Raw genomic sequence first — 19798 nt, forward strand, 5'->3', positions numbered from 1 at the left:
AATCATTCCCCATCCGTGCTGTTCTGCTCGGCAGCGCTGTCCGTAGACGTGTCGTCGGACGATGCGCCATGCGCGCCGTTGGCTTCCAAAGCCTTGCTCTGCTCGTCGGTCAGGTAGCCGAACCATTTGCCGGCCGTGGCCACATCCTTGTCTCCGCGCCCGGAGATGTTGATGAGCATCACCGGATTGCTGTAGCCCTTCGCCTTCAGGTCGGCGGCGGCCTTGTACGCGCCGGCGAGGGCATGGGAGCTTTCGATGGCGGGGATGATGCCCTCGGTCTCGCACAGATCCTTGAAGGCGCTCATCGCCTCGTCATCGGTGGCCCAGGAGTAGTTGACCCGGCCGATGTCCTTGAGCCAGGAGTGCTCGGGGCCGACCGAAGCGTAGTCCAAGCCTGCGGAAATCGAATAGGTGTCAAGGGTCTGGCCTTCCTTGTCCTCAAGCAGATAGGAGCGCGTGCCTTGGAACATGCCGACTTCTCCGGTGCCCGGCGCGAACCTGATCGCGTGCTCACCGGATTCCGGCCCGTTGCCGCCAGCCTCGTAGCCGTAGAGGTTCACGCGGTCATCGTCAAGGAAGGCGTTCATGACGCCGATGGCATTCGAGCCGCCGCCTACGCAGGCGCACACCGCGTCAGGATGGTCGATGCCATACTCCTCGTGCAGCTGACGCTTGGCTTCCTCGCCGATGATCTTCTGGAAGTCGCGCACCATCGAGGGGAAGGGATGGGGACCGGCGACCGTGCCCAGCAGGTAATGCGTGTTCTCGACGTTGGTGACCCAGTCGCGCAACGCCTCGTTGATGGCGTCCTTCAGGATTCGCGTGCCTTGAGTCACTTCGACGACCTCGGCGCCGAGCAGCCGCATTCTGGCGACGTTCAGCGCTTGCCTGCGGGCATCGATCTGGCCCATGTAGATGCGGCATTTGAGGCCGAACAGGGCGCATACGGTCGCCGTGGCCACACCGTGCTGGCCGGCTCCGGTCTCGGCGATGACGCGGGTCTTGCCCATGCGCTTGACGAGCAGGGCCTGGCCGAGCGCGTTGTTGATCTTGTGCGCGCCTGTATGGTTGAGGTCCTCGCGCTTGAGGAACACCCGCGCGTCCAGACCGGTTTTGTCCTTGATGCGCTCGGCGAAGCGCGGAGCTTCGGTCAGCGAGGAGGGCCTGCCGACATACTGGCGGTTGAGCCGGGCGAATTCCTTGTGGAACTCGGGGTCGGCCTTGGCGGCGGTGTAGACGGATTCGAGCTCGTCCAGCGCGCCCACCAGCGCTTCAGGGACGTAGCGGCCGCCGAACTGGCCGAAGTACGGGCCTTCATGCGTGGACAGCGGGCGCTGCTCGGAGGCCTTGACCCGGGCTCCGGCGGCGACTAGCGTGCGCACGGCCTCCTCGTGGTCGTCGGCTGTGGCGACGCCTTCGCCCACCAGCACGGCGTCGGCCCCGGCGCGGGAGTAGCCATCGACTTCGACGCTGCCGAAGACGCCGGACTCCGCCACGCGGATGACGTTGCTGGGCAGATCGGCGGCCAGCTCGCCGTAGGTGGACACATCGACGTGCAGGTTCTTGAGGTTTCTGGCGTTGATGCCGATGACGGTGGCCCCAATGACTACCGCGCGGGCAATCTCTTCGCGGTTATGCGCCTCCACCAGCACGGTCATGCCCAGTGACTCGGAGAGCTTGAGCAGCTGGGAAAGCGTGTCGTCATCGAGTGCGGCGACAATGAGCAGCACGATGTCGGCGCCATGCGCGCGCGACTCCCAGACCATGTACTCGTTGACCATGAAATCCTTGCGCAGCAGTGGGATATGCACCGCGGCGCGCACCTGATCGAAGTCGTCAAGCGAGCCGAGGAAGCGCCGCTTTTCGGTCAGCACGGATATCGCGCTGGCACCGCCGGACTCGTATTGCCGTGCCAAGGCAGCCGGATCGGGGATGTCACCCAGATAGCCTTTGGACGGCGAGGCACGTTTGATTTCGGCGATGACGGGCACGCCGTCCTCACGCTTGAGCCATCGGCGCGCGTCGATGGGCGCCGGAGCGTCGGCGGCCATTCTCTTGATTGCCTCAAGGGGCACGACGCGCTCACGCGCCTGCTGATCCTCGAGTGCTCCCGCCACCAACTCGTCAAGTACGGACATAGTAACCCTTTCCGATGGTTGTCATACGTCACTGTAGCAATGTCTGTGCCCAGCGCCTACGCCTGCACGTTGCGCAGCTGCGCCGCAAGCTGGATGGCCTCCACGCTGGCCTCCGCCTTGTTGCGCGTCTCCTGCCATTCCTGCGCGGGCACCGAATCGAGCACAATGCCCGCACCGGCCTGCACCGAAGCCTCATGATCGCACAGGTACGCCGTGCGGATGGCGATAGCCATATCCATGTTGCCCGAGAAGTCGAAGTAGCCGACGGTGCCGCCGTAGATGCCTCGGTCGGCGGGCTCCAATTCATCAATGATCTCGATGGCGCGCGGCTTGGGCGCCCCTGAAAGCGTGCCTGCGGGGAAGGCCGACATGAACACGTCGAAGGCGCTCATGCCCTGTGCGACGCGGCCGGTGACCGTGGAGCAGATATGCATGATATGGCTGAAGCGCTTGATATTCATCAGCGACACCACTTCGACGCTCTGTGGCTCGCAGACACGGCTCAGGTCATTGCGCGAGAGATCGACCAGCATGATGTGCTCGCTGCGCTCTTTGGGGTCTGCCAGCAGCTCCTTGGCCAGCTGCTCGTCCTCTTCGATCGTCTTGCCACGCGGTCTGGAACCGGCTATCGGGAAGGTGACGGCCCTGCCGTCATCGACTTTGATAAGCGTCTCCGGGCTGGATCCGATCACGTTGAAATCCCGGCCCTGTGCGTCGGTCAACGCCAGGAAATACATGTAGGGGCTGGGGTTGAGCGTGCGCAGCACCCGATAGACGTCGAAGGGATCGGCTGGCGAATCGATTTCAAGCCGCTGCGAAATCACGACCTGGAACACGTCACCGTCCACGATATGCCGCTTGGCGGCCTCCACAGCCTGCTCATACGTGCCGCGTTCGCTGCGGAAGCGCAGCTCGGGCTGCTTCCCGCTATCGTCAAGCACGCTGACCTTCGACTCTCCGGCAGCGGGCGTCGCGGTGGCGCGCTGCATCGCGTCCAGCCGCGCCAAAGCGCCGTCATAGGCGGCATCGGCGCGGGTCGGGCGGTCGTCCATATTAACCGCATTGGCAATCAGCCATACGGACCCGGTCAGATGGTCCACCACCGCCAGATCGGTGGCCAGCGCGAGCACCAGCTCCGACTGCGGGGTCTCCACAGGGGCCTGCGCGCGCAGCGTCGGCTCCCAGTGACGCAGCGCGTCCCAGCCGACGGAGCCGACCAGACCGCCAGTTAGATTGGGCAGCCCGGCGATGTTCGGCGCCTTGAGCGTGCGCAGCACGGCGTGCGCCACTTCGAGCACATCACCGTGCAGCGGTATGCCCGCTGGGACCTTGCCCAGCCAATCGGCCTGGCCGTCGTTCGAGCGCAGCTGCGCCATCGAATTCACGCCGATGAAACTGTATCTGCTCCACGAACCGCCGTATTCCGCGGATTCGAGGATGAAGGTGCCGCTACGCCCCCCTGCGAGCCGCCCGTAAAGGCCGACCGGGGTGAGCGAGTCGGCCAGCAGCCGGCGCACGATAGGAATAATGCGGTACCCTTCGTCGGCCAGCTCATGGAATTTCTCACGGCTGGGCCACGTGCCGCCCCATTGCAGATGCTCGACGCTGCATGGCTTCATCGTTTCATCTCCATTTCCACAGTGTTTATCTCCACAGTGCGTGTACTCCCTGCGGTTGTGCGCGCAAGATTTGGCGTTTCCGACGCTTCGATTTCAGCAGCTTCGACCGGTCCGATCACGACGGGCAGCGGCCCACCGGCGTCGAAGCAACTGCGTGCGCCGGTGTGGCAGGCGGCTCCGATCTGCTCGACCTGAATCAGCAACGCGTCGCCGTCGCAGTCAATGGCAGCACCTTTGACATACTGCACGTGGCCGGAGGTATCACCTTTGCGCCAATATTCCTGCCGTGAGCGCGACCAGAAGGTCACTCTGCCCGTCGTCAGCGTCCTGCGCAGCGCCTCGTCGTTCATATAGCCGACCATCAGCACCTCATGCGTGTCGTACTGCTGGATGACGGCTGCCACCAGTCCCTTGTTGTCGCGCTTGAGCCGCGCGGCGATGCGCGGGTCCAAGCGGCCTTCGTTGCTGTACGCCGTATCTGCCTCCACTGTGCCTGTTTCCACCGTGTTTGCTTCCACCGTGTCTATTTTCATAGTCGCCTCACATCCTCTTCCCTATTGCCCTCGTTCGTCACAGCGCCCGTTCTCGGGCTGCGTGGCATCCGGCACTCACCCTATCGCGATGCGGTCTCGCGCTGCACGCAATGGGCCGATTATCTGACGAGATACCCCGCCCGGCGCAGTTCGTCCTTGACCTCACGGATGCTGGTCTTGCCGTAATGGAAGATCGAGGCGGCGAGTACCGCATCCGCGCCTGCGTCGATGGCCGGCGGGAAGTCCTTGACGCCGCCCGCTCCCCCGCTGGCGATGATCGGAATCGACACCTCGCGGCGCATAGCCCGAATCATCTCCAGATCGAAGCCCTGCTCGGTGCCGTCCGCGTCCATCGAATTGAGCAGCACCTCGCCGGCGCCCAGCTCCTGCGCCCGCTTGGCCCACCACACCGCATCGATGCCGGTGGACTGCCGTCCGCCCATCGTGGTGACCTCATAGCCTGACTCGGTATGGCTTTCGCCACGTTCGCGCCGCGCATCGACCGACAGCACAAGCACCTGGTTGCCGAAGCGCTGCGCCACCTTGCTGATAAGCGTGGGATCGTTGATCGCAGCCGTGTTCACGCTGATCTTGTCCGCGCCGCAGCGCAGCAGCGAATCGACATCCTCGACCGCGCGCACGCCGCCGCCGACCGTCAGCGGTATGAACAGCTGCTCGGCGGTGCGCCCCACGACGTCGACCATCGTCTGGCGATGCCCGCTGGAAGCCGTGACATCGAGGAAGGTGAGCTCGTCGGCACCCTGCCGGTAGTACTCGGCAGCAAGTTCGACCGGATCGCCGGCATCGCGCAGATGCTCGAAATGCACGCCTTTGACCACGCGCCCTTCATCGACGTCCAGACATGGGATGACCCGCACAGCCAAAGACATTGCAACTCCTGTTCACAGCCAGCTTGTTCGTCTATCTAGGGTAGCGGCCCCCGAGGTCAAGCATGTATCCGCCACCCGGATTGTCGCTCAAAGACCCTGTCGTTGGAATACTCAGCGATGCAAGGCAGCCGATTCGGTCCGCAGATTCTTCGCCGCCAGCTGCCCGCAGGCGCCGTCGATATCGGAGCCGCGCGTGTCGCGCAGCGTCGCCGCGATGCCCGCACGGTGCAGAATATCGAGGAACTGCCGTTCGTCTTCGGGCTTCGAAGCCGTCCAGCGCGAGCCCTCGATGGGGTTGAGCGGAATGGGATTGACATGCGCCCAGTCATCGCCGTAATGGTTCAGCCGCTTCGCCAGTTCGCGGGCGTGCTCGGCCTGATCATTGATGCCGCGCATAAGCGCGTATTCGATGCTGACGCGCCGTTTGCTGGTCAGATAATATGCGTGCGCGGCATCAAGCACCTTCGTGGTGTTGAAGCGCTTGTTCATCGGCACCAGCTCGTCGCGCAGCGTGTCGGTCGGAGCGTGCAGCGAGACAGCGAGACGGACGGGAAGGCCTTCCTTGGCCAGCTTGTTGATGCCCGGCACCACGCCCACTGTGGAGACGGTGATATTGCGCGCAGAGATGCCGAAGCCTTCCGGCGGCAGGGCGCTCATCTGGCGCACGGCGGCGATCACGGAACGGTAGTTGCCCATCGGCTCGCCCATGCCCATGAAGACCACATTGCTCAGGCGCCCCGGCCCGCCGGCGATGTCACCGTCACGCATAGCCTTGGCGGCGATGCGCACCTGTTCGAGGATCTCACCGGTGGACATGTTGCGCGTCAGGCCCAGCTGCCCGGTCGCGCAGAAGGGACAGCCCATGCCGCAGCCCACCTGGCTGGATATGCATAGCGTGGTGCGCTTGGGATAGCGCATGAGCACCGATTCGATGCGGGCGCCGTCGAACAGCTCCCACAATGTCTTCACGGTGGTTCCCTCATCGGCGGTCTGCCGCGTGACCTCGCTGATCAGCGTCGGGAAGAATGCGCTGCGCGCGCCTGCGCGCATATCCGCCGGAAAGTCGGAGAACTGCTCCGTGTCGGTATCGAAGTGCGCGAAGTAATGATTCGCCAGCTGCTTGACGCGGAAGGGCTGCATGCCGAGTTGCTGCGCGGCCTCGCTACGCTGTTCGGCGCTCATATCCACCAGGTGCAGCGGCGGCTTGCCGCGGCGCGCGTGGTCCTTGGCCAGCACATCGCGGAACGCGCCCGTGGTGCCTCCCGGCGTGATGCCGCTGGATGCCGCGTCATGCAGCGCGGCGTCTTGCGCTATCTCGTCATTGCTCGTGGTCTTTTCACTCATTGTCACCACATTGCTCATTGTCATATGCCTATGCCTTTGTCGTTAAAGTCCCGTGTCGTTAGAGTCCCGTGTCGTTAGAGTCCCGTAGCCCATAGCAGCGCCGCGAGGAAGGGCGCGCACAGCAGAATCGAATCGACCCGGTCCATCACGCCGCCATGGCCTTTGAGCAGATGGCCCATGTCCTTGATGCCGATGTCGCGCTTGAGCATCGAAGCGCACAAGTCGCCGAAGGTGCCGACGATGCCGACGACCGCACCCATGACGATCGGCACCCACCATCGCGTGGACCACAGTGCCGGGTAGGTGAAGGCGAAGATGACGTAGGCGCCGATGATCGAGAACAGAATCGACCCCAGCAGCCCCTCGACCGATTTCTTCGGGGAGATGCGCGGCGAAAGCTTGTGCTTGCCCAGCCAGGCCCCGGCGAACAATCCGCCGGTGTCGCTGATGGCCGGAAGGAACACCACGATAATCGCATGCGCCACAGGATGGTCGTTGAAGGTCAGCGGCAGCACGATGCATGAGGCGAGCAGCGGAATATACAGCACGGTGAAGATCGACACGGCGACATCGTCGAGCCGATTCACGTGCCTCGGTGCAAACTCAAGCGGAGCTGCGGCGGTCGAAGCCGTCTTGTTCGCGGCGGCGGCCGCCAGTCGTGCGCCCGCCGGGAAGTCGAAGCTCGCCCCAATGGCGATCAGCGGCAGGGATGCGGCGATGCAGACGGCGGCGGCCAGGATATGACGGTCGGCGTAGTAGGCGGCCAGCAGCGTGACGCTGGAACTCAGCACCATGAGCACTAGAGGAAAACGCAGCTGGGCCGCGGCGAAATCGACGCGCAGCTCCCACAGCGCGAGAATCATGAATACGACGATAAGCACGACGAAGGCATCGATGCGAATGAGCAGGCACGCCAGAATCAGCACGATCAGCACGACGGCAGTGGCCACCGCCTGCGGCATGTTGCGCCCGGTCTTCTTGTTGATGTCCTGCAGCGCCTCTTCGGCTTCGCTGCCACGATGTCCTGTATGCATCCGCATCCTTATCGCCTGAAGGTGATGGTGAGCCGAACGGCTCAGACCTCCATGATCTCCTTCTGTTTGCCCTCAAGCAGGGCGTCAAGCTCCTCGGTGGTCTTCTTGGTGACCTTGTCGAGCTCCTTGAGCAGACGATCACCCTCATCCTCGCCCATATCGCCGTCCTTGACGGCCTTGTCGATGGATTCCTTGGCCTTGCGGCGGATGTTGCGAACCGCCACCTTGCCGTCCTCGGCCTTGGTCTTGGCGAGCTTGACGTAATCCTTGCGGCGGTCCTCGGTCAGCTCCGGCATCGTCACGCGGATGACATTGCCATCGCGGCGCGGGCTGACGCCAAGATCCGAATCGCGGATGGCCTTCTCAACGGCATTCGCCTGCGAAGGGTCGAAGGGGGTGATCGACAGCGTGCGCGGTTCAGGCACGCCAATCGTGGCGACTCCCTTGATGGGCGTGGGCGCGCCATAGTAGTCGACCATCAGGCCGTTGAGCAGCGCCGGATTGGCGCGCCCAGTGCGGATGCCCGAGAAGTTCTCCTTGGTGGCTTCGACGGATTTGCCCATCTGGGCGCTTGCTTGATCGATGACGGATGCCATGTTCACTCCTTGTGTATTTCTCTGACGGTTCGTGAAGTTCGAATCCCATTGGGATGCGCCCTCGTTGCCGTATTGCGTGCTGCCGTTTTCACAATCAGTCGACACTCATCAACACTAGTCGTTGTTGCGGGCGGACTCGTGGACGCGGGCGGCAACCGTATGTCTGAACGGCGTTATTTTCGCTTATTTCCGTTATTTCCGTTTATGCTGGCGATTGCAACAACGATTTGCAATACCGCTGCCGTCCCGCTACGCTTCCGCGATGCTCGAATCGGCTCCCGACACCAGCGTGCCGATGTGCTCACCCACCAGCGCACGGGTGACGTTGCCTTCGCCTTCCAGGCCGAAGACACGAATCGGGGTCTTGTTGTCGCGGGCCATCGAAAGCGCCGAGGCGTCCATCACGGCGAGGTTATCAACCAGGGCGCGGCTGTAGTCCAGCGTATCGAATCGCTTCGCCGAAGCATCCTTGCGCGGGTCCGCGGTGTAGACACCGTCCACGCCGTTCTTGCCCATCAGCACTTCGTCGCAGTGGATTTCCAAAGCGCGCTGAATGGAAACCGTGTCGGTCGAGAAGTATGGCATGCCCGCACCGGCGCCGAAGATGACCACGCGGCCCTTTTCGAGATGGCGGATGGCCTTGAGCGGAATGTACGGCTCGGCGACCTGGCCCATTACGATGGCAGTCTGCACGCGCGTCGCCTGCCCCTCCTGCTCCAGGAAGTCCTGCAGCGCCAGGCTGTTCATCACCGTGCCGAGCATGCCCATGTAGTCGCCGCGGCTGCGGTCGATGCCCGCCTGCTGCAGCTCCGCGCCACGGAAGAAGTTGCCGCCGCCGACCACGATGGCAACCTGCACGCCACGCTGCACGGCCGGGACGATCTCCTCCGCGATGCGCCGGACCACCTGCGTGTCGATGCCGACAGCGCCACCGCCGAAGGCCTCCCCCGAAAGCTTGAGCAGAACACGTCTGGGCTTGGTTGTTGCTTCTTCGCCGGTCATAGACAGCCTTTCTTGCCATGCATCATGCATAATTTCCGCTCTACAGGGTATCGGTCAACGCAGACAGGCTTGCCAACACAAGATCCTGGATACGCGAGTGGGCCTCTGATGCATTGCTGCATCAGAGGCCCACTGACATGATTTCGTCACCTCTGCGACAAAGCGATTATCGCGAAATCACTTCTCGTCGCCCTTGCCTACCTCAAGACGGGCGAAGGCCAGAGCCTTGCCGCCCACCTTCTTGAACAGGTCGCCGACGGTCTTGGAGGGGTCCTTGACGAACTTCTGCTCAAGCAGCACGTTCTCCTTGTAGAAGGAGTTGAGACGGCCTTCCACGATACGGGGAACGATCTTCTCGGGCTTGCCTTCGGCTAGGGACTTCTCGGTGGCCACGCGACGCTCGGACTCGACCACATCGGCCGGAACATCCTCGCGGGTGAGCCACTGGGCGCCGAGCGCGGAAATCTGCAGCGCGGCTTCGTGCGCCACCTGTGCGCCGGCCTCGTCGGTCGCGATCATGGCTACGATGCTCGGGGGCATCTCGACGGAGCGCTTGTGCGCGTAGACCTCGACGTGCGGACCCGCGATCGTCGCGAACTGGCCGAGCTTGACGTGCTCGCCGAACAGGGCGGCCGCCTCTTCGACGGTCTCCTTGACGGTGGCCTCGCCATCGGCCGTAGCCAGCAGCTCATCCACGGAAGCCGCCTTGGCCTCGATGGCCTTGTCGACGATGCTATCGGCGAATTCGACGAACTTCGGGGTCTTGGCCACGAAGTCGGTCTCGGAATTGACCTCGACCGCGTAGCCGATCTGGCCTTCGCCGGACTCGATGACCTTGGAGGCGATAGTGCCTTCCTTGGCGTTGCGGCCTTCGCGCTTGCCTGCGGCCTGGATGCCCTTGGCGCGGATGATCTCCTTGGCGCGTGCGATATCGCCTTCGGCCTCAGTCAGGGCCTTCTTGACGTCCATCATGCCGGCGCCGGTATCCTCGCGCACCTGCTTGATCAATGCTGCGGTTATTGCTGCCATTGTATGTCTCCTCTGTTGGATTGCATGCGGCTTGCGCCCGCGCTGGACTTTTGTCCGCGTGAACGCAAGCCGATACGCATGAATCAGGCCTGTGCCGGAGCCGGGGTCTCGGCGACGGCTTCTTCGGCGCTCTGCGCTGCTGCAGGCTGCGCTTCGGCGGCTGCCGGAGCTTCAGCTTCTGCTGCGGCGTCGGCAGTGGCGGGAGCATCCTTGGTCAGGAGCTCCTTCTCCCAAGCGGCCATCGGCTGATCGGCGGTTTCGCCCTCGGCCTTGGCGGCCTTGCCGGAGCGGTCCAGCAGACCATCGGCCACGGCGTCAGCCATCAGGCTGGTGAGCAGCTCGATGCCGCGGATGGCGTCATCGTTGGCCGGAATCGGGTAGTCCACGGTCTCCGGGTCGGTGTTCGTGTCGACGACGGCGACGACCGGGATACCCAGCTTGTGCGCCTCTTCGACGGCGAGGGACTCCTTGCTGATATCCACGACGAACATCGCCGAAGGAGTGCGGCCCATATTGCGGATGCCGCCAAGCTGCTTGTTGAGCTTGTCCTTCTCGCGCTCGAGGAGCAGCAGCTCCTTCTTCGTCAGGCCCGAGCCGCGCACGTCGGAGAAGTCCATCTCCTCAAGCTCCTTGAGGCGGGTGACGCGCTTGGAGACGGTCTGGAAGTTGGTCAGCATGCCGCCGAGCCAGCGTTCGCTCACATAGGGCATGTTCACGCGCGTGGACTGCTTCTCGATCGCTTCCTGCGCCTGCTTCTTCGTGCCGACGAACAGGACGGTGCCGTTGTGTGCGACGGTCGTCTTGATGAAGTCGTAGGCCGTATCGATCATATCGAGCGACTTGAAGAGATTGATGATATGGATGCCGTTGCGCTGGGTGAGGATGTACTGCTTCATCTTCGGGTTCCAACGACGGGTCTGATGGCCGAAGTGCAGTCCTGCCTTCAGCATGTCACTCATAGTGATCTGAGCCATAATAATGCTCTGCCTTTCATGTCGGTTATTGCCTGGCCATGCGCATCCGCGTGCAGCACTCGGCAAAGAGCACCGACCGACACGGACCGTCGCGGGCATGACGCGATTTGTGGTGTGCCGGTTGGGGTTACTGGTTGGATTCAAACACCGCACGACCGTGCATGAATCCGGTTGGCACACGGTTTTCTAGGATACTACAGGGATGGTACTAAATGTCGTATGGACTCATCCAGCGCACATCCCGGCGTCCATAGCCAGCCTCCTTAGCCGGCTACCTGGTCAGCGCTGAGCGCGCAGCCGACGCATGGCCTCGCGCCGCACCTGCTTTTCGAGCCGATCGAGGTAGATATGTCCATCGAGATGATCGTATTCATGCTGCAGCATGCGCCCCATCATGCCGTGCCCTTCCAGCACCACCGTCTTGCCGTCCAGATCGATGCCACGCACGCGGGCGTAGTCGGCGCGACGGGTGGCGTACCACAGGCCCGGAACCGACAGACAGCCCTCGTCGCCATACTGTTCGCCGCTGGTCTCCTCCATCACGGGATTGAGAATATAGCCGACAACGCCATCGATGTTATAGGAGAAAGCCCGCAGACTCACGCCGATCTGATTCGCGGAAAGCCCAGCCCTGCCCGGGTCGTCGACTGTTTCGAGCAGATCCTCAACCAGCCGGCGCACCGCCGGGGTGATCTCTTTGATTGGCTCGCATGGCGTGCGCAGCACCGGATCAGGTATCACACGAATCTCGCGTATCGTCACTTCTTCTCTCCTCGCAATATTCTTCGGATGCGTATCGGCGCGCGCAGGCATGTCGGCTCGCGCTCATGCCCCAAGCGTGAGCGCCAGGCATGGCTGACCGCCGTTGAACTCAGCTTAGTGTAGCTCAACGGCGGTCAATTATGCTTGGCATGCACCGCTTCCGACGCGTTATTGCGCCTTGACGCCCGTATCGGCATCCTGGGACCGCTCGGGCTGCCCTGCCTGCGCGGATTCGCTCTGAGGGTCGCTATCCGGCGACATCTCGTTGGAAGGAACCGGTGTCGCATCGTCATCCTGGGATTGCGGATGCGTCAGGTAGGTCTTCGCCTGATCGAGGGCCTGACGCACGCGGGGGCTGACCGTCTCCGAGGCCTGCCGAACCGTTTCGGAGGCCTGTCGTGCGGTTTCGGAGGCCTGCTTGACCGTTTCCGTGGTCTTGTCGAATATCTTGACCGCCGGCGTGGGCTGCGGCGACTGGGTTCGCGGCGCGTACAGCACGTTCTCGATCAACTCGGCGTAATGCTGCAGCACCTTGGGGCGCACAACCTTGAGGCTGGCGGTCAGCGTGCCCTCCTCCTGATTGAAGTCCTCGGCCACGATGGCGAACTTGCGTACCGATTCGGCGCGAGAGACGCTGCTGTTCGCCTGATCGACATACTGCTGGATGAAGGCGCGCACGGCCTCGCTTTTCGCGATCTGGTCCAGGGGCATATCACCGTCCATGCCGCGCTGAATCAGCCAGGAGTAGACCATATCCTGATCCAGGGTGACCAATGCGGAGACGAAGGGCTTGCCGTCGCCGAGCACCACGGCGTGCGCGACAATCGGACAGGTGCTGATCGTGTCTTCCATCGGCGCCGGGCTGATGTTCTTGCCGCCTGCGGTGATGATGATGTCCTTCTTGCGGCCGGTGATGTACAGGAAGCCGTCGTCGTCGATCTGGCCGATGTCGCCGCTGCGCAGCCAGCCATCCTCGCCGAGCACCTCCTTGGTGAGCTCGGGCTGCTTGTAGTAGCCCAGGAAGACGTTCTCGCCGTTGATCATGACCTCGTCATCGTCGGCCAGCTTGTAGCCGATGCCGGGCCCTGGCAGTCCGACGGAGCCGACGCGGTTCGCGTTCTGGAAGTTCACCACGCAGGGCGCTGCCGTTTCGGTCATGCCATAGCCCTGAATGAAGGTGATATCGTCCAGGCCGTTGAAGAAATGCGCCAGATCGGCATTCATCGGCGCGCCGCCGCAGGCCAGATAACGCAGATTCGGCCCCAGTGCGGAACGGATCTGCGAACCGAGGGTGCTCATGTAGAAGGAATGTGCTGTGCGGGCCATCAGCGAATGCGATTTGCCGTCGCGCTCATCCTTGGACCATTGCACGAAATGCTTGAATCCGCCCGCGAATATCCTGCCCTTCATGCCCGCGCCGGCCTTCTGGGAGGCTGCGTTGTAGACCTTTTCGAACACGCGCGGCACGCCGAGCAGATAGGTCGGCTTGAAACTGCGCAGATCCGCCAGCAGATGCGCGGCGCTGGGAACGTAGCCGACCACGCCACGCGAGCCGATCGCCACATACTGGATGTAGCGCGCGAAGCAGTGGGCCAGCGGCAGGAACAGCATCAGCCGGCTGGGCTGGAAGAGCATCTCGTCGAGCACGTCGTAGCCGGCGAAGACCACGGTGACGAAATTGCGGTGCGACAGCATCGCGCCCTTGGGCTTGCCGGTGGAGCCGGACGTGTAGACGATGGTGGCCATATCGTCGGCGTGCACGCGGCTGATGACCCTGTCAAGCTCTTCGTCATCGACAGACTCGCCGAAGTCGGCCACTGCGTCCAGGCCTTCGGCCTTGAAGTTGAACACATAGTTCAGGCTCGGGCTGTTCTGGCGAATCTGCTCCAAGGTCTGCGCGTGCGCCGCATCGCCGGCGAAGGCGATCGTCGGCTCGACCTCAGCGACGATCGACGACGCCTGAATCGCCGAATCGGTCTCGTAGATGGGCACGGATACCGCGCCGATGGCGGCGCAGGCAAAGTCCGTGACGCCCCACTCATAGCAGGTGGCGGAGTAGATGACGACCATGCTTCCGGCCTTGACTCCTATGCCAAGCAGCCCTTTGGCGACCTCGCGCACGCGGTCGAGCATCTCGCCGGCCTTCACGTCATGCCATTGACGGGTGCGCTCGTCCTGCCACTGCGCGATGAGTTCATCGCGGTCGCGGGCGGCACGATTCGCCAGCAACGAATAGATGGTGTCCTTCTCGGTGGTGGGATGGATGATGTCCACCGCAAATTCTCGCAACATAGCATCCACTATAAACCCTGGCGATATGGCTCACGCGCGTGTGGGCGCGGTTCGGGACGCGCGTGAGCCATATCACATGGCAGCACACAGCAGCACGTGGCAACTTGGCCGGCTGCGGCTGCATAGGCCAATCTTGCCATGCGCGCATGCTATTCGCGGCGCGGGGTGCGAGATGCACGCCGCCTAACCCATATCGGCGTAGACGCACAGCCAGCGGCTTCCGGCAAGCCGCAGAATCAGGTTGACCCAGTAGTTGCTCTGCCCGATGCGTAAGTGCACGGCCATGTCGAGCTTCGTCTCCGAGACGAACACGCCGTGCATCGACAGGGGCACTGCGGGAAGATAGCGCAGCTGGGCTTTGAGATCCTCATGGGTGCGCATGTGATTGTCCAACAGATACGAAACCGTTTCCAGCCGTTTGAGACAGCTGTCGATGACCGAGCGCTGCAGGCTGGCCGAGACCGGACGGCCACGAATCATGTCAGCGATCAGGCAGGCCATTCTGCACGAGCGCGTAGCCAGATCGTTGCAGTCGATGTCCTCCATCGTGTCGCCGAAGCACCAGGTGAGGTGGTAGCTGACCGGGTCTCCGGAAAGCTCAAGCCGGATAAACCCATCTTTGACCGCAGGACGGCTCCTGGCCGCAGCTTGTTTCATATCCTTGGCCAACGTAGTAGTCGGCGCAATATTTGACACTGCAATAGTTGGCGCTGCAACGGCTGTCGCTACGTGAACCGGTGTGGTGCTGCTCGGCGCGTTATCAATCGATGCAGCGGTGATGCCCTGGTAGATCATTGAGCCCCCCTTGGTCGATGGCGGCGGCTTCCCCTCGTTGGGAAGCCGCGTCTTACACCAAGCTCAACACAACGGGGCAATCACGTCAAACAGGAGCCCGGGAATTGTGGATATGTGGATAACTTATCGCATCACGCTGCACTGCTGCCGCTGTCGCTGCCAGCAGGAAACGGCGCGGCGGCGCTGCCTACAGGTAGCGATCCGGAGTGACCACGACCTGGCAGCGCTGGAAGCTCTTCACATCGACGTAGCCGGTCGTCGCCATCGCACGCCGCAGCGCGCCGATGAAGTTCGTCGTGCCATCGGCCTGGTGGCTGGGGCCGTAGAGAATCTCCTTAAGCGACCCAACGGTGCCCACGTCGCTGCGGAAGCCGCGCGGCAGAATCTGATGGTGTGCCTCCGAACCCCAGTGCTTGCCTTTGCCGGGGGCCTCGGCGGCCCGGGCCAGCGCCGAACCGAGCATCACAGCGTCGGCGCCCATCGCCAGCGCCTTGACGAAATTGCCGGAGGTGCCCATGCCGCCGTCGGCGATGACCTGTACGTAGCGGCCACCCGACTCGTCCATGTAGTCGCGGCGGGCTTCGGCCACGTCGGCGATCGCCGTGGCCATCGGCGCCTCGACGCCCAGCGTGTCGCGCGTAGCGGAGACCGCGCCGCCGCCGAAGCCCACGAGGACCCCCGCCGCGCCGGTGCGCATCAGGTGCAGGGCCGCCGTGTAGTTGGCGGCTCCTCCGACGATGACCGGCACATCGAGATCATAGATGAACTTCTTGAGGTTGAGCGGTTCATGGTTTTGCGAGACGTGCTCGGCTGAAACCACGGTGCCACGGATGACGAAGAGGTCGACGCCGGCCTCAACCACCGTGGAGGTGAACTCCTGCGTGCACTGCGGTGAGAGCGAGGCGGCGACGGTCACGCCGGCATCGCGTATCTCATGCAGCCGCTGCGTAATCAGCTCGGCCTTCATCGGTTCGGTGTAGATCTCCTGCATACGGGCGATTGCCGCGTCGGCGGGAAGCTGCGCGACCTCGTCCAGCAACGGCTGGGGATCCTCGTAGCGCGTCCACAGCCCTTCGAGATCAAGCACGCCTAACGCGCCGAGCCGGCCCATCGCGATAACGCTTGCCGGGCTGCTCACCGAATCCATCGGCGCGCCGAGCACGGGAACGTCGAATTCGTAGGCGTCCACCTGCCAGGCAGTAGAGACATCCTCCGGGTCGCGCGTGCGCCGGGACGGCACGATGGCCACATCGTCGAGAGAGTAGGCCAGCCGGCCCTTTTTGCCCAAACCGATTTCAATTTCCTGAGACATATGAGCCAAGGCTAATGCCGGGTTGTGACGAAGCTGCGGCGTGGCGCGTGTCCGCATACATGGAAAACAGCCTCAGGAAAGCTGCGCAGGAAACAACGCAGGAAACAGCGGTCATGATATCGTGCACGTATTCGTTACGCCGATGCGCTATGACTGTAACGAATATGTACAACTCCTAGGAAGGGCACATAGCCATGTCCAAAATCAAGGTCGAAGGCACCGTCGTCGAACTCGACGGCGACGAAATGACCCGCATCATCTGGAGCGATATTCGCGAGCGGCTCATCAAGCCGTATCTCGACGTCGATCTGGAATACTACGACTTGGGTCTCGAAAACCGCGATGCCACCGACGATCAGGTGACCATCGACGCAGCCGAGGCGATCAAGCGCACGCATGTGGGCGTCAAATGCGCCACGATCACGCCGGACGAGGCGCGTGTCGAGGAATTCGGACTCAAGAAGATGTGGAAGTCCCCCAACGGCACGATCCGCAATATCCTCGGCGGCACGATCTTCCGCGAGCCCATCGTCATCTCGAACGTCCCCCGGCTGGTACCTGGCTGGACCAAGCCGATCATCGTGGCCCGCCACGCCTTCGGCGACCAGTACAAGGCCACTGATTTCAAGATCGACCGGCCGGGTCGTCTCACCGTCTCCTTCACTCCCGAGGACGGCAGCGACCCCATCGAGCATGTGGTCTTTGACTACCCCGGCGGCGGCGTCGCGCAGGTGCAGTACAACCTCGACGAATCCATCCGCGGCTTCGCCCGCGCCTGCTTCAACTACGGTCTGCTGCGCCACTACCCGGTGTACCTGTCGACGAAGAACACGATTCTGAAGGCCTACGACGGCGAATTCAAGGATATCTTCGCCGAAGTCTTCGAAACCGAGTACAAGGCCCGTTACGAGGCCGAAGGGCTGAGCTACGAGCATCGGCTCATCGATGACATGGTGGCCAGCTCGCTCAAGTGGCACGGCGGCTACGTGTGGGCCTGCAAGAACTACGACGGCGACGTGCAGTCCGACACCGTGGCGCAGGGCTTCGGTTCGCTGGGCCTGATGACTTCGGTGCTGATGACGCCCGACGGGCAGACCGTCGAAGCCGAGGCGGCGCACGGCACTGTGACCAGGCATTATCGCCGCTGGCAGAAGGGCGAAAAGACCTCGACCAACCCGATCGCCTCGATCTACGCTTGGACCGGCGGCCTGAAGCACCGCGCCAAGCTCGACGGCACGCCGGACGTCGAGCATTTCGCCTCGACGCTTGAGCAGGTCATCATCTCCACCGTCGAATCGGGCAGGATGACCAAGGATCTGGCGCTGCTCGTCGGTCCCAACCAGCCATGGCTGGACACCGAGGGGTTCATGGACACGCTGGATGACGAGCTGGCGAAGGCCTTGACACTGTGATGGCGCTGTTTCTTTCTGACGGCGCTACTTCTTTCTAATGACATTGCTTCGCTGTGATGACACTGCCTCGTTCTGACGGTGCTGCTTCGCCAGAGGCTTTGCTTCACTGAAGATGACACCGGAATGCCGGGTCGGCCAGGTGCTTGGGCACCGTTGGCCGGCCCGGCATTTTTTATGGATAGTTTTTCACGGATAACTGCGCAGAAGTGACTTCCGGAAGCGCTGCGGCTAGAATCGAATGGTCATATCACGCCGGAAGGTCGGCCTGAGCAACACATGACTGTGCGCATTGGCTGTATTGCCAAAGGCTGCGCATACGACGACTGAGTAGCAATCGAAGGTGTAAAGGAAGACCGTGCGAAGGAAAACTGTACGAGGAAAGAGCTCACGAACGCTGGCGACTATGGCAAGGCGCTGCGCCAGCCGACTCACCGCATTCCTCGTCGCTGCCGGGATGCTGATCGCCCTCGGGGCCTGTTCGTCGTCCGGCAGCACGGTAACGAAAACTCCGTCTGCATCCTCGCCGCTCGGCTCCGTGGCGGTCTTCCTTCCATCCGACGGACTCACCATTTCGCAGCACACCCCGCTGAACAAATGGACGAAATTCACGCCGGCTCTCACTAAATCCCTTGAAAACCGGGGTTTCTCCCGTGGCAGCATCAACGTCACGACATCAGACAGCTTCGACAAGCAGAGTCGCAGCATTCAGGATTACGTGGTGAACACGCTCGCCATCACCGACAACAAGGCCAAGAAGACTTCCGCATCGAGCGGATCTTCGCTGTCCGGAGCGACCCAGCACGCTGCTTCCAATGCGACGCTTATCGTGGCCCCGGTCGTGCAATTGGGAGACGCGGACACGCAGTACGGCGACTACGCCAGCCATTCGGTCACATGGGGCGCTGCAGGGGGTAAATCAAGCGGGGACGATAGTACCGGCACCTCGGGCAAATCCAGCGCTGACGATCCGGCGACCACGCTGCGCCAGGCCGGAGACCGTTTGGTTTCGGCGCTCAAGCTTGCACGCGAATCCGGCGTGCACGTCATAGTGGTGTCGAATCCGATACAGGGCTTCACGCCCGACGTCTTCGTGCAGATGTCCACTGCCGAGCAGATCGGCTCGCTCCAGGCCAAGCTGCTGGCCAGCAAGCTGCAGTTGGACAAAGTCTCGCGCGACAACCCGAAATCAATCGAGGTGCTGCTGCCCCGCACTGCTGCGCAAGACGCTGCTGACGACACTGACAGTGCCGACAGTGCCACGAAAGACGGCAGTCAGGATGATTTCGCCGCCGAGGCGTTCGTTGGCATCTGGAAGGTTCTCGGCCCTTACGTCGCGGCTGGCAAGGTCGTCAGCCCTTCCGGCTCCTTCAACGCGAAGACGACGCAGAAGGATTGGCAGGCAAGCGCCTTCGATGCGAGCAAGCCGCAGCAGGTCAAAGATGAGCTTGCCAGGCGCCTGGGGATGGAGCAGAAGAAGACGCCGCATACGCGCATCGACGGTATTATCGCGATGAACGATTTCGTCGCCTCAAGCGCTATCGATGAGCTGGATTCCCTGCAATACACCGGTTCGGCCGCCGATGTCAATCCGTCGATTACGATTTCGGGCGTGCTGGACAATATCGCAGGCAAGAAGGATCTGCTGCGTGGCTCCGTGCCGGATCCGGCGAAACAGCCAGCGGCGAACGACACGACAACAACGCCTGAGAACACCGAGAAGAACAACTCCCGCTGGCCCATCGTCACCGGGTACGGCGCCTATATCGATACGATTCCGCAAGTGGTGAACGGCAGGCTGTGGATGACCGGGCTTGAGGACCGTCAGCTCATGGCTGCCAACATCGCACAGGCATGCGAACAGCTCGACCGTGGTCAGGATATCGGCAAGCTGCCGTTCATAGCGCCCGCCAATGTCAACGGTGCACAAGTCCCTACGATTCAGGGGCAACCGCTGGCCGTCAGCGCAAGCAATCTCAAGAAGACGCTTATCGACCCGGGCTATATCACCTTGGCGGAAGCAGGGCTGTGATGTGTGTGCCTTCCGCTGCATGGCGTTGCAGCGGAAG

The 19798-nt window shown here is 62.6% G+C and carries 16 protein-coding genes; 2 read left to right on the top strand and 14 right to left on the bottom strand.

Annotated elements, in window-relative coordinates; all coding sequences use genetic code 11:
• Nucleotides 1-2: 2 nt before the first annotated feature.
• The 14 genes from LKK40_RS03675 to LKK40_RS03740 all read right to left on the bottom strand — a co-directional run bounded on the left by LKK40_RS03675 (nt 3) and on the right by LKK40_RS03740 (nt 16320).
• Nucleotides 3-2138, bottom strand: coding sequence for a bifunctional indole-3-glycerol phosphate synthase/tryptophan synthase subunit beta (locus LKK40_RS03675; RefSeq protein ID WP_304309292.1), 2136 nt, complete (start codon nt 2136-2138; stop codon nt 3-5).
• A 56-nt stretch (nt 2139-2194) separates the two neighbouring features.
• Complete coding sequence (locus LKK40_RS03680) at nt 2195-3757, bottom strand: chorismate-binding protein (RefSeq protein ID WP_304309294.1); 1563 nt, start codon at nt 3755-3757, stop codon at nt 2195-2197.
• A complete protein-coding gene (hisI, locus tag LKK40_RS03685; RefSeq protein ID WP_304309296.1) occupies nt 3754-4290 on the bottom strand; it encodes a phosphoribosyl-AMP cyclohydrolase in 537 nt (178 codons plus the stop codon). The genes LKK40_RS03680 and hisI overlap by 4 nt, the downstream gene beginning before the upstream one ends.
• A 119-nt stretch (nt 4291-4409) precedes the next feature.
• Nucleotides 4410-5180, bottom strand: a complete 771-nt coding sequence (gene hisF, locus LKK40_RS03690; protein ID WP_152581672.1) for an imidazole glycerol phosphate synthase subunit HisF — start codon at nt 5178-5180, stop codon at nt 4410-4412.
• Nucleotides 5181-5291: 111 nt separating this feature from the next.
• Complete coding sequence (rlmN, locus tag LKK40_RS03695) at nt 5292-6524, bottom strand: 23S rRNA (adenine(2503)-C(2))-methyltransferase RlmN (RefSeq protein ID WP_434735119.1); 1233 nt, start codon at nt 6522-6524, stop codon at nt 5292-5294.
• 74 nt (nt 6525-6598) lie between these two features.
• The gene (locus LKK40_RS03700) at nt 6599-7564 is read right to left on the bottom strand and encodes a phosphatidate cytidylyltransferase (RefSeq protein WP_434735111.1); all 966 of its coding nucleotides are present in this window, start codon (nt 7562-7564) and stop codon (nt 6599-6601) included.
• Nucleotides 7565-7599: 35 nt separating this feature from the next.
• Entirely contained in the window at nt 7600-8154 is a 555-nt protein-coding gene (frr, locus tag LKK40_RS03705) for a ribosome recycling factor (protein WP_152581670.1), read from the bottom strand.
• Between the two features lie 249 nt (nt 8155-8403).
• Nucleotides 8404-9156 carry a UMP kinase gene (pyrH, locus tag LKK40_RS03710; protein WP_304309301.1) on the bottom strand — a complete coding sequence of 251 codons (753 nt, stop codon included), beginning with the start codon at nt 9154-9156 and terminating at the stop codon, nt 8404-8406.
• 177 nt (nt 9157-9333) lie between these two features.
• A complete protein-coding gene (gene tsf / locus LKK40_RS03715; RefSeq protein ID WP_304309303.1) occupies nt 9334-10185 on the bottom strand; it encodes a translation elongation factor Ts in 852 nt (283 codons plus the stop codon).
• An 83-nt stretch (nt 10186-10268) separates the two neighbouring features.
• Entirely contained in the window at nt 10269-11159 is an 891-nt protein-coding gene (rpsB, locus tag LKK40_RS03720) for a 30S ribosomal protein S2 (RefSeq protein WP_304309305.1), read from the bottom strand.
• A gap of 279 nt (nt 11160-11438) precedes the next feature.
• On the bottom strand, nt 11439-11921 hold the full coding sequence (locus tag LKK40_RS03725) for a peptide deformylase (protein WP_304309306.1): 483 nt from the start codon (nt 11919-11921) through the stop codon (nt 11439-11441).
• 168 nt (nt 11922-12089) lie between these two features.
• On the bottom strand, nt 12090-14213 hold the full coding sequence (locus tag LKK40_RS03730) for an AMP-dependent synthetase/ligase (protein ID WP_304309308.1): 2124 nt from the start codon (nt 14211-14213) through the stop codon (nt 12090-12092).
• 183 nt (nt 14214-14396) lie between these two features.
• The gene (locus LKK40_RS03735) at nt 14397-14870 is read right to left on the bottom strand and encodes a hypothetical protein (RefSeq protein ID WP_304309309.1); all 474 of its coding nucleotides are present in this window, start codon (nt 14868-14870) and stop codon (nt 14397-14399) included.
• A gap of 325 nt (nt 14871-15195) precedes the next feature.
• Nucleotides 15196-16320: a GuaB3 family IMP dehydrogenase-related protein gene (locus LKK40_RS03740; RefSeq protein ID WP_304309310.1), complete on the bottom strand. Its 1125-nt coding sequence runs from the start codon at nt 16318-16320 to the stop codon at nt 15196-15198.
• Between the two features lie 194 nt (nt 16321-16514).
• Here LKK40_RS03740 and LKK40_RS03745 point away from each other — a divergent pair, with 194 nt between their 5' ends.
• The gene (locus tag LKK40_RS03745) at nt 16515-17732 is read left to right on the top strand and encodes an NADP-dependent isocitrate dehydrogenase (RefSeq protein WP_304309312.1); all 1218 of its coding nucleotides are present in this window, start codon (nt 16515-16517) and stop codon (nt 17730-17732) included.
• 403 nt (nt 17733-18135) lie between these two features.
• A complete protein-coding gene (locus LKK40_RS03750) occupies nt 18136-19761 on the top strand; it encodes a hypothetical protein (protein WP_304309314.1) in 1626 nt (541 codons plus the stop codon).
• The last annotated feature ends 37 nt before the right edge of the window (nt 19762-19798 follow it).

The organism is Bifidobacterium tibiigranuli (assembly GCF_022655035.1).
In the GTDB taxonomy this organism is placed as follows: domain Bacteria; phylum Actinomycetota; class Actinomycetes; order Actinomycetales; family Bifidobacteriaceae; genus Bifidobacterium; species Bifidobacterium tibiigranuli_A.

Bases quoted from the DNA above. Each gene is read 5' to 3' on its own strand.
- hisI (WP_304309296.1), bottom strand. From the start codon at position 4,290: ATGAAAATAGACACGGTGGAAGCAAACACGGTGGAAACAGGCACAGTG.
- frr (WP_152581670.1), bottom strand. From the start codon at position 8,154: ATGGCATCCGTCATCGATCAAGCAAGCGCCCAGATGGGCAAATCCGTC.
- LKK40_RS03680 (WP_304309294.1), bottom strand. From the start codon at position 3,757: ATGAAGCCATGCAGCGTCGAGCATCTGCAATGGGGCGGCACGTGGCCC.
- LKK40_RS03700 (WP_434735111.1), bottom strand. From the start codon at position 7,564: ATGCGGATGCATACAGGACATCGTGGCAGCGAAGCCGAAGAGGCGCTG.
- LKK40_RS03745 (WP_304309312.1), top strand. From the start codon at position 16,515: ATGTCCAAAATCAAGGTCGAAGGCACCGTCGTCGAACTCGACGGCGAC.
- LKK40_RS03675 (WP_304309292.1), bottom strand. From the start codon at position 2,138: ATGTCCGTACTTGACGAGTTGGTGGCGGGAGCACTCGAGGATCAGCAG.
- tsf (WP_304309303.1), bottom strand. From the start codon at position 10,185: ATGGCAGCAATAACCGCAGCATTGATCAAGCAGGTGCGCGAGGATACC.
- LKK40_RS03750 (WP_304309314.1), top strand. From the start codon at position 18,136: ATGGCAAGGCGCTGCGCCAGCCGACTCACCGCATTCCTCGTCGCTGCC.
- pyrH (WP_304309301.1), bottom strand. From the start codon at position 9,156: ATGACCGGCGAAGAAGCAACAACCAAGCCCAGACGTGTTCTGCTCAAG.
- LKK40_RS03730 (WP_304309308.1), bottom strand. From the start codon at position 14,213: ATGTTGCGAGAATTTGCGGTGGACATCATCCATCCCACCACCGAGAAG.
- hisF (WP_152581672.1), bottom strand. From the start codon at position 5,180: ATGTCTTTGGCTGTGCGGGTCATCCCATGTCTGGACGTCGATGAAGGG.
- LKK40_RS03740 (WP_304309310.1), bottom strand. From the start codon at position 16,320: ATGTCTCAGGAAATTGAAATCGGTTTGGGCAAAAAGGGCCGGCTGGCC.
- rpsB (WP_304309305.1), bottom strand. From the start codon at position 11,159: ATGGCTCAGATCACTATGAGTGACATGCTGAAGGCAGGACTGCACTTC.
- rlmN (WP_434735119.1), bottom strand. From the start codon at position 6,524: ATGAGTGAAAAGACCACGAGCAATGACGAGATAGCGCAAGACGCCGCG.
- LKK40_RS03735 (WP_304309309.1), bottom strand. From the start codon at position 14,870: ATGAAACAAGCTGCGGCCAGGAGCCGTCCTGCGGTCAAAGATGGGTTT.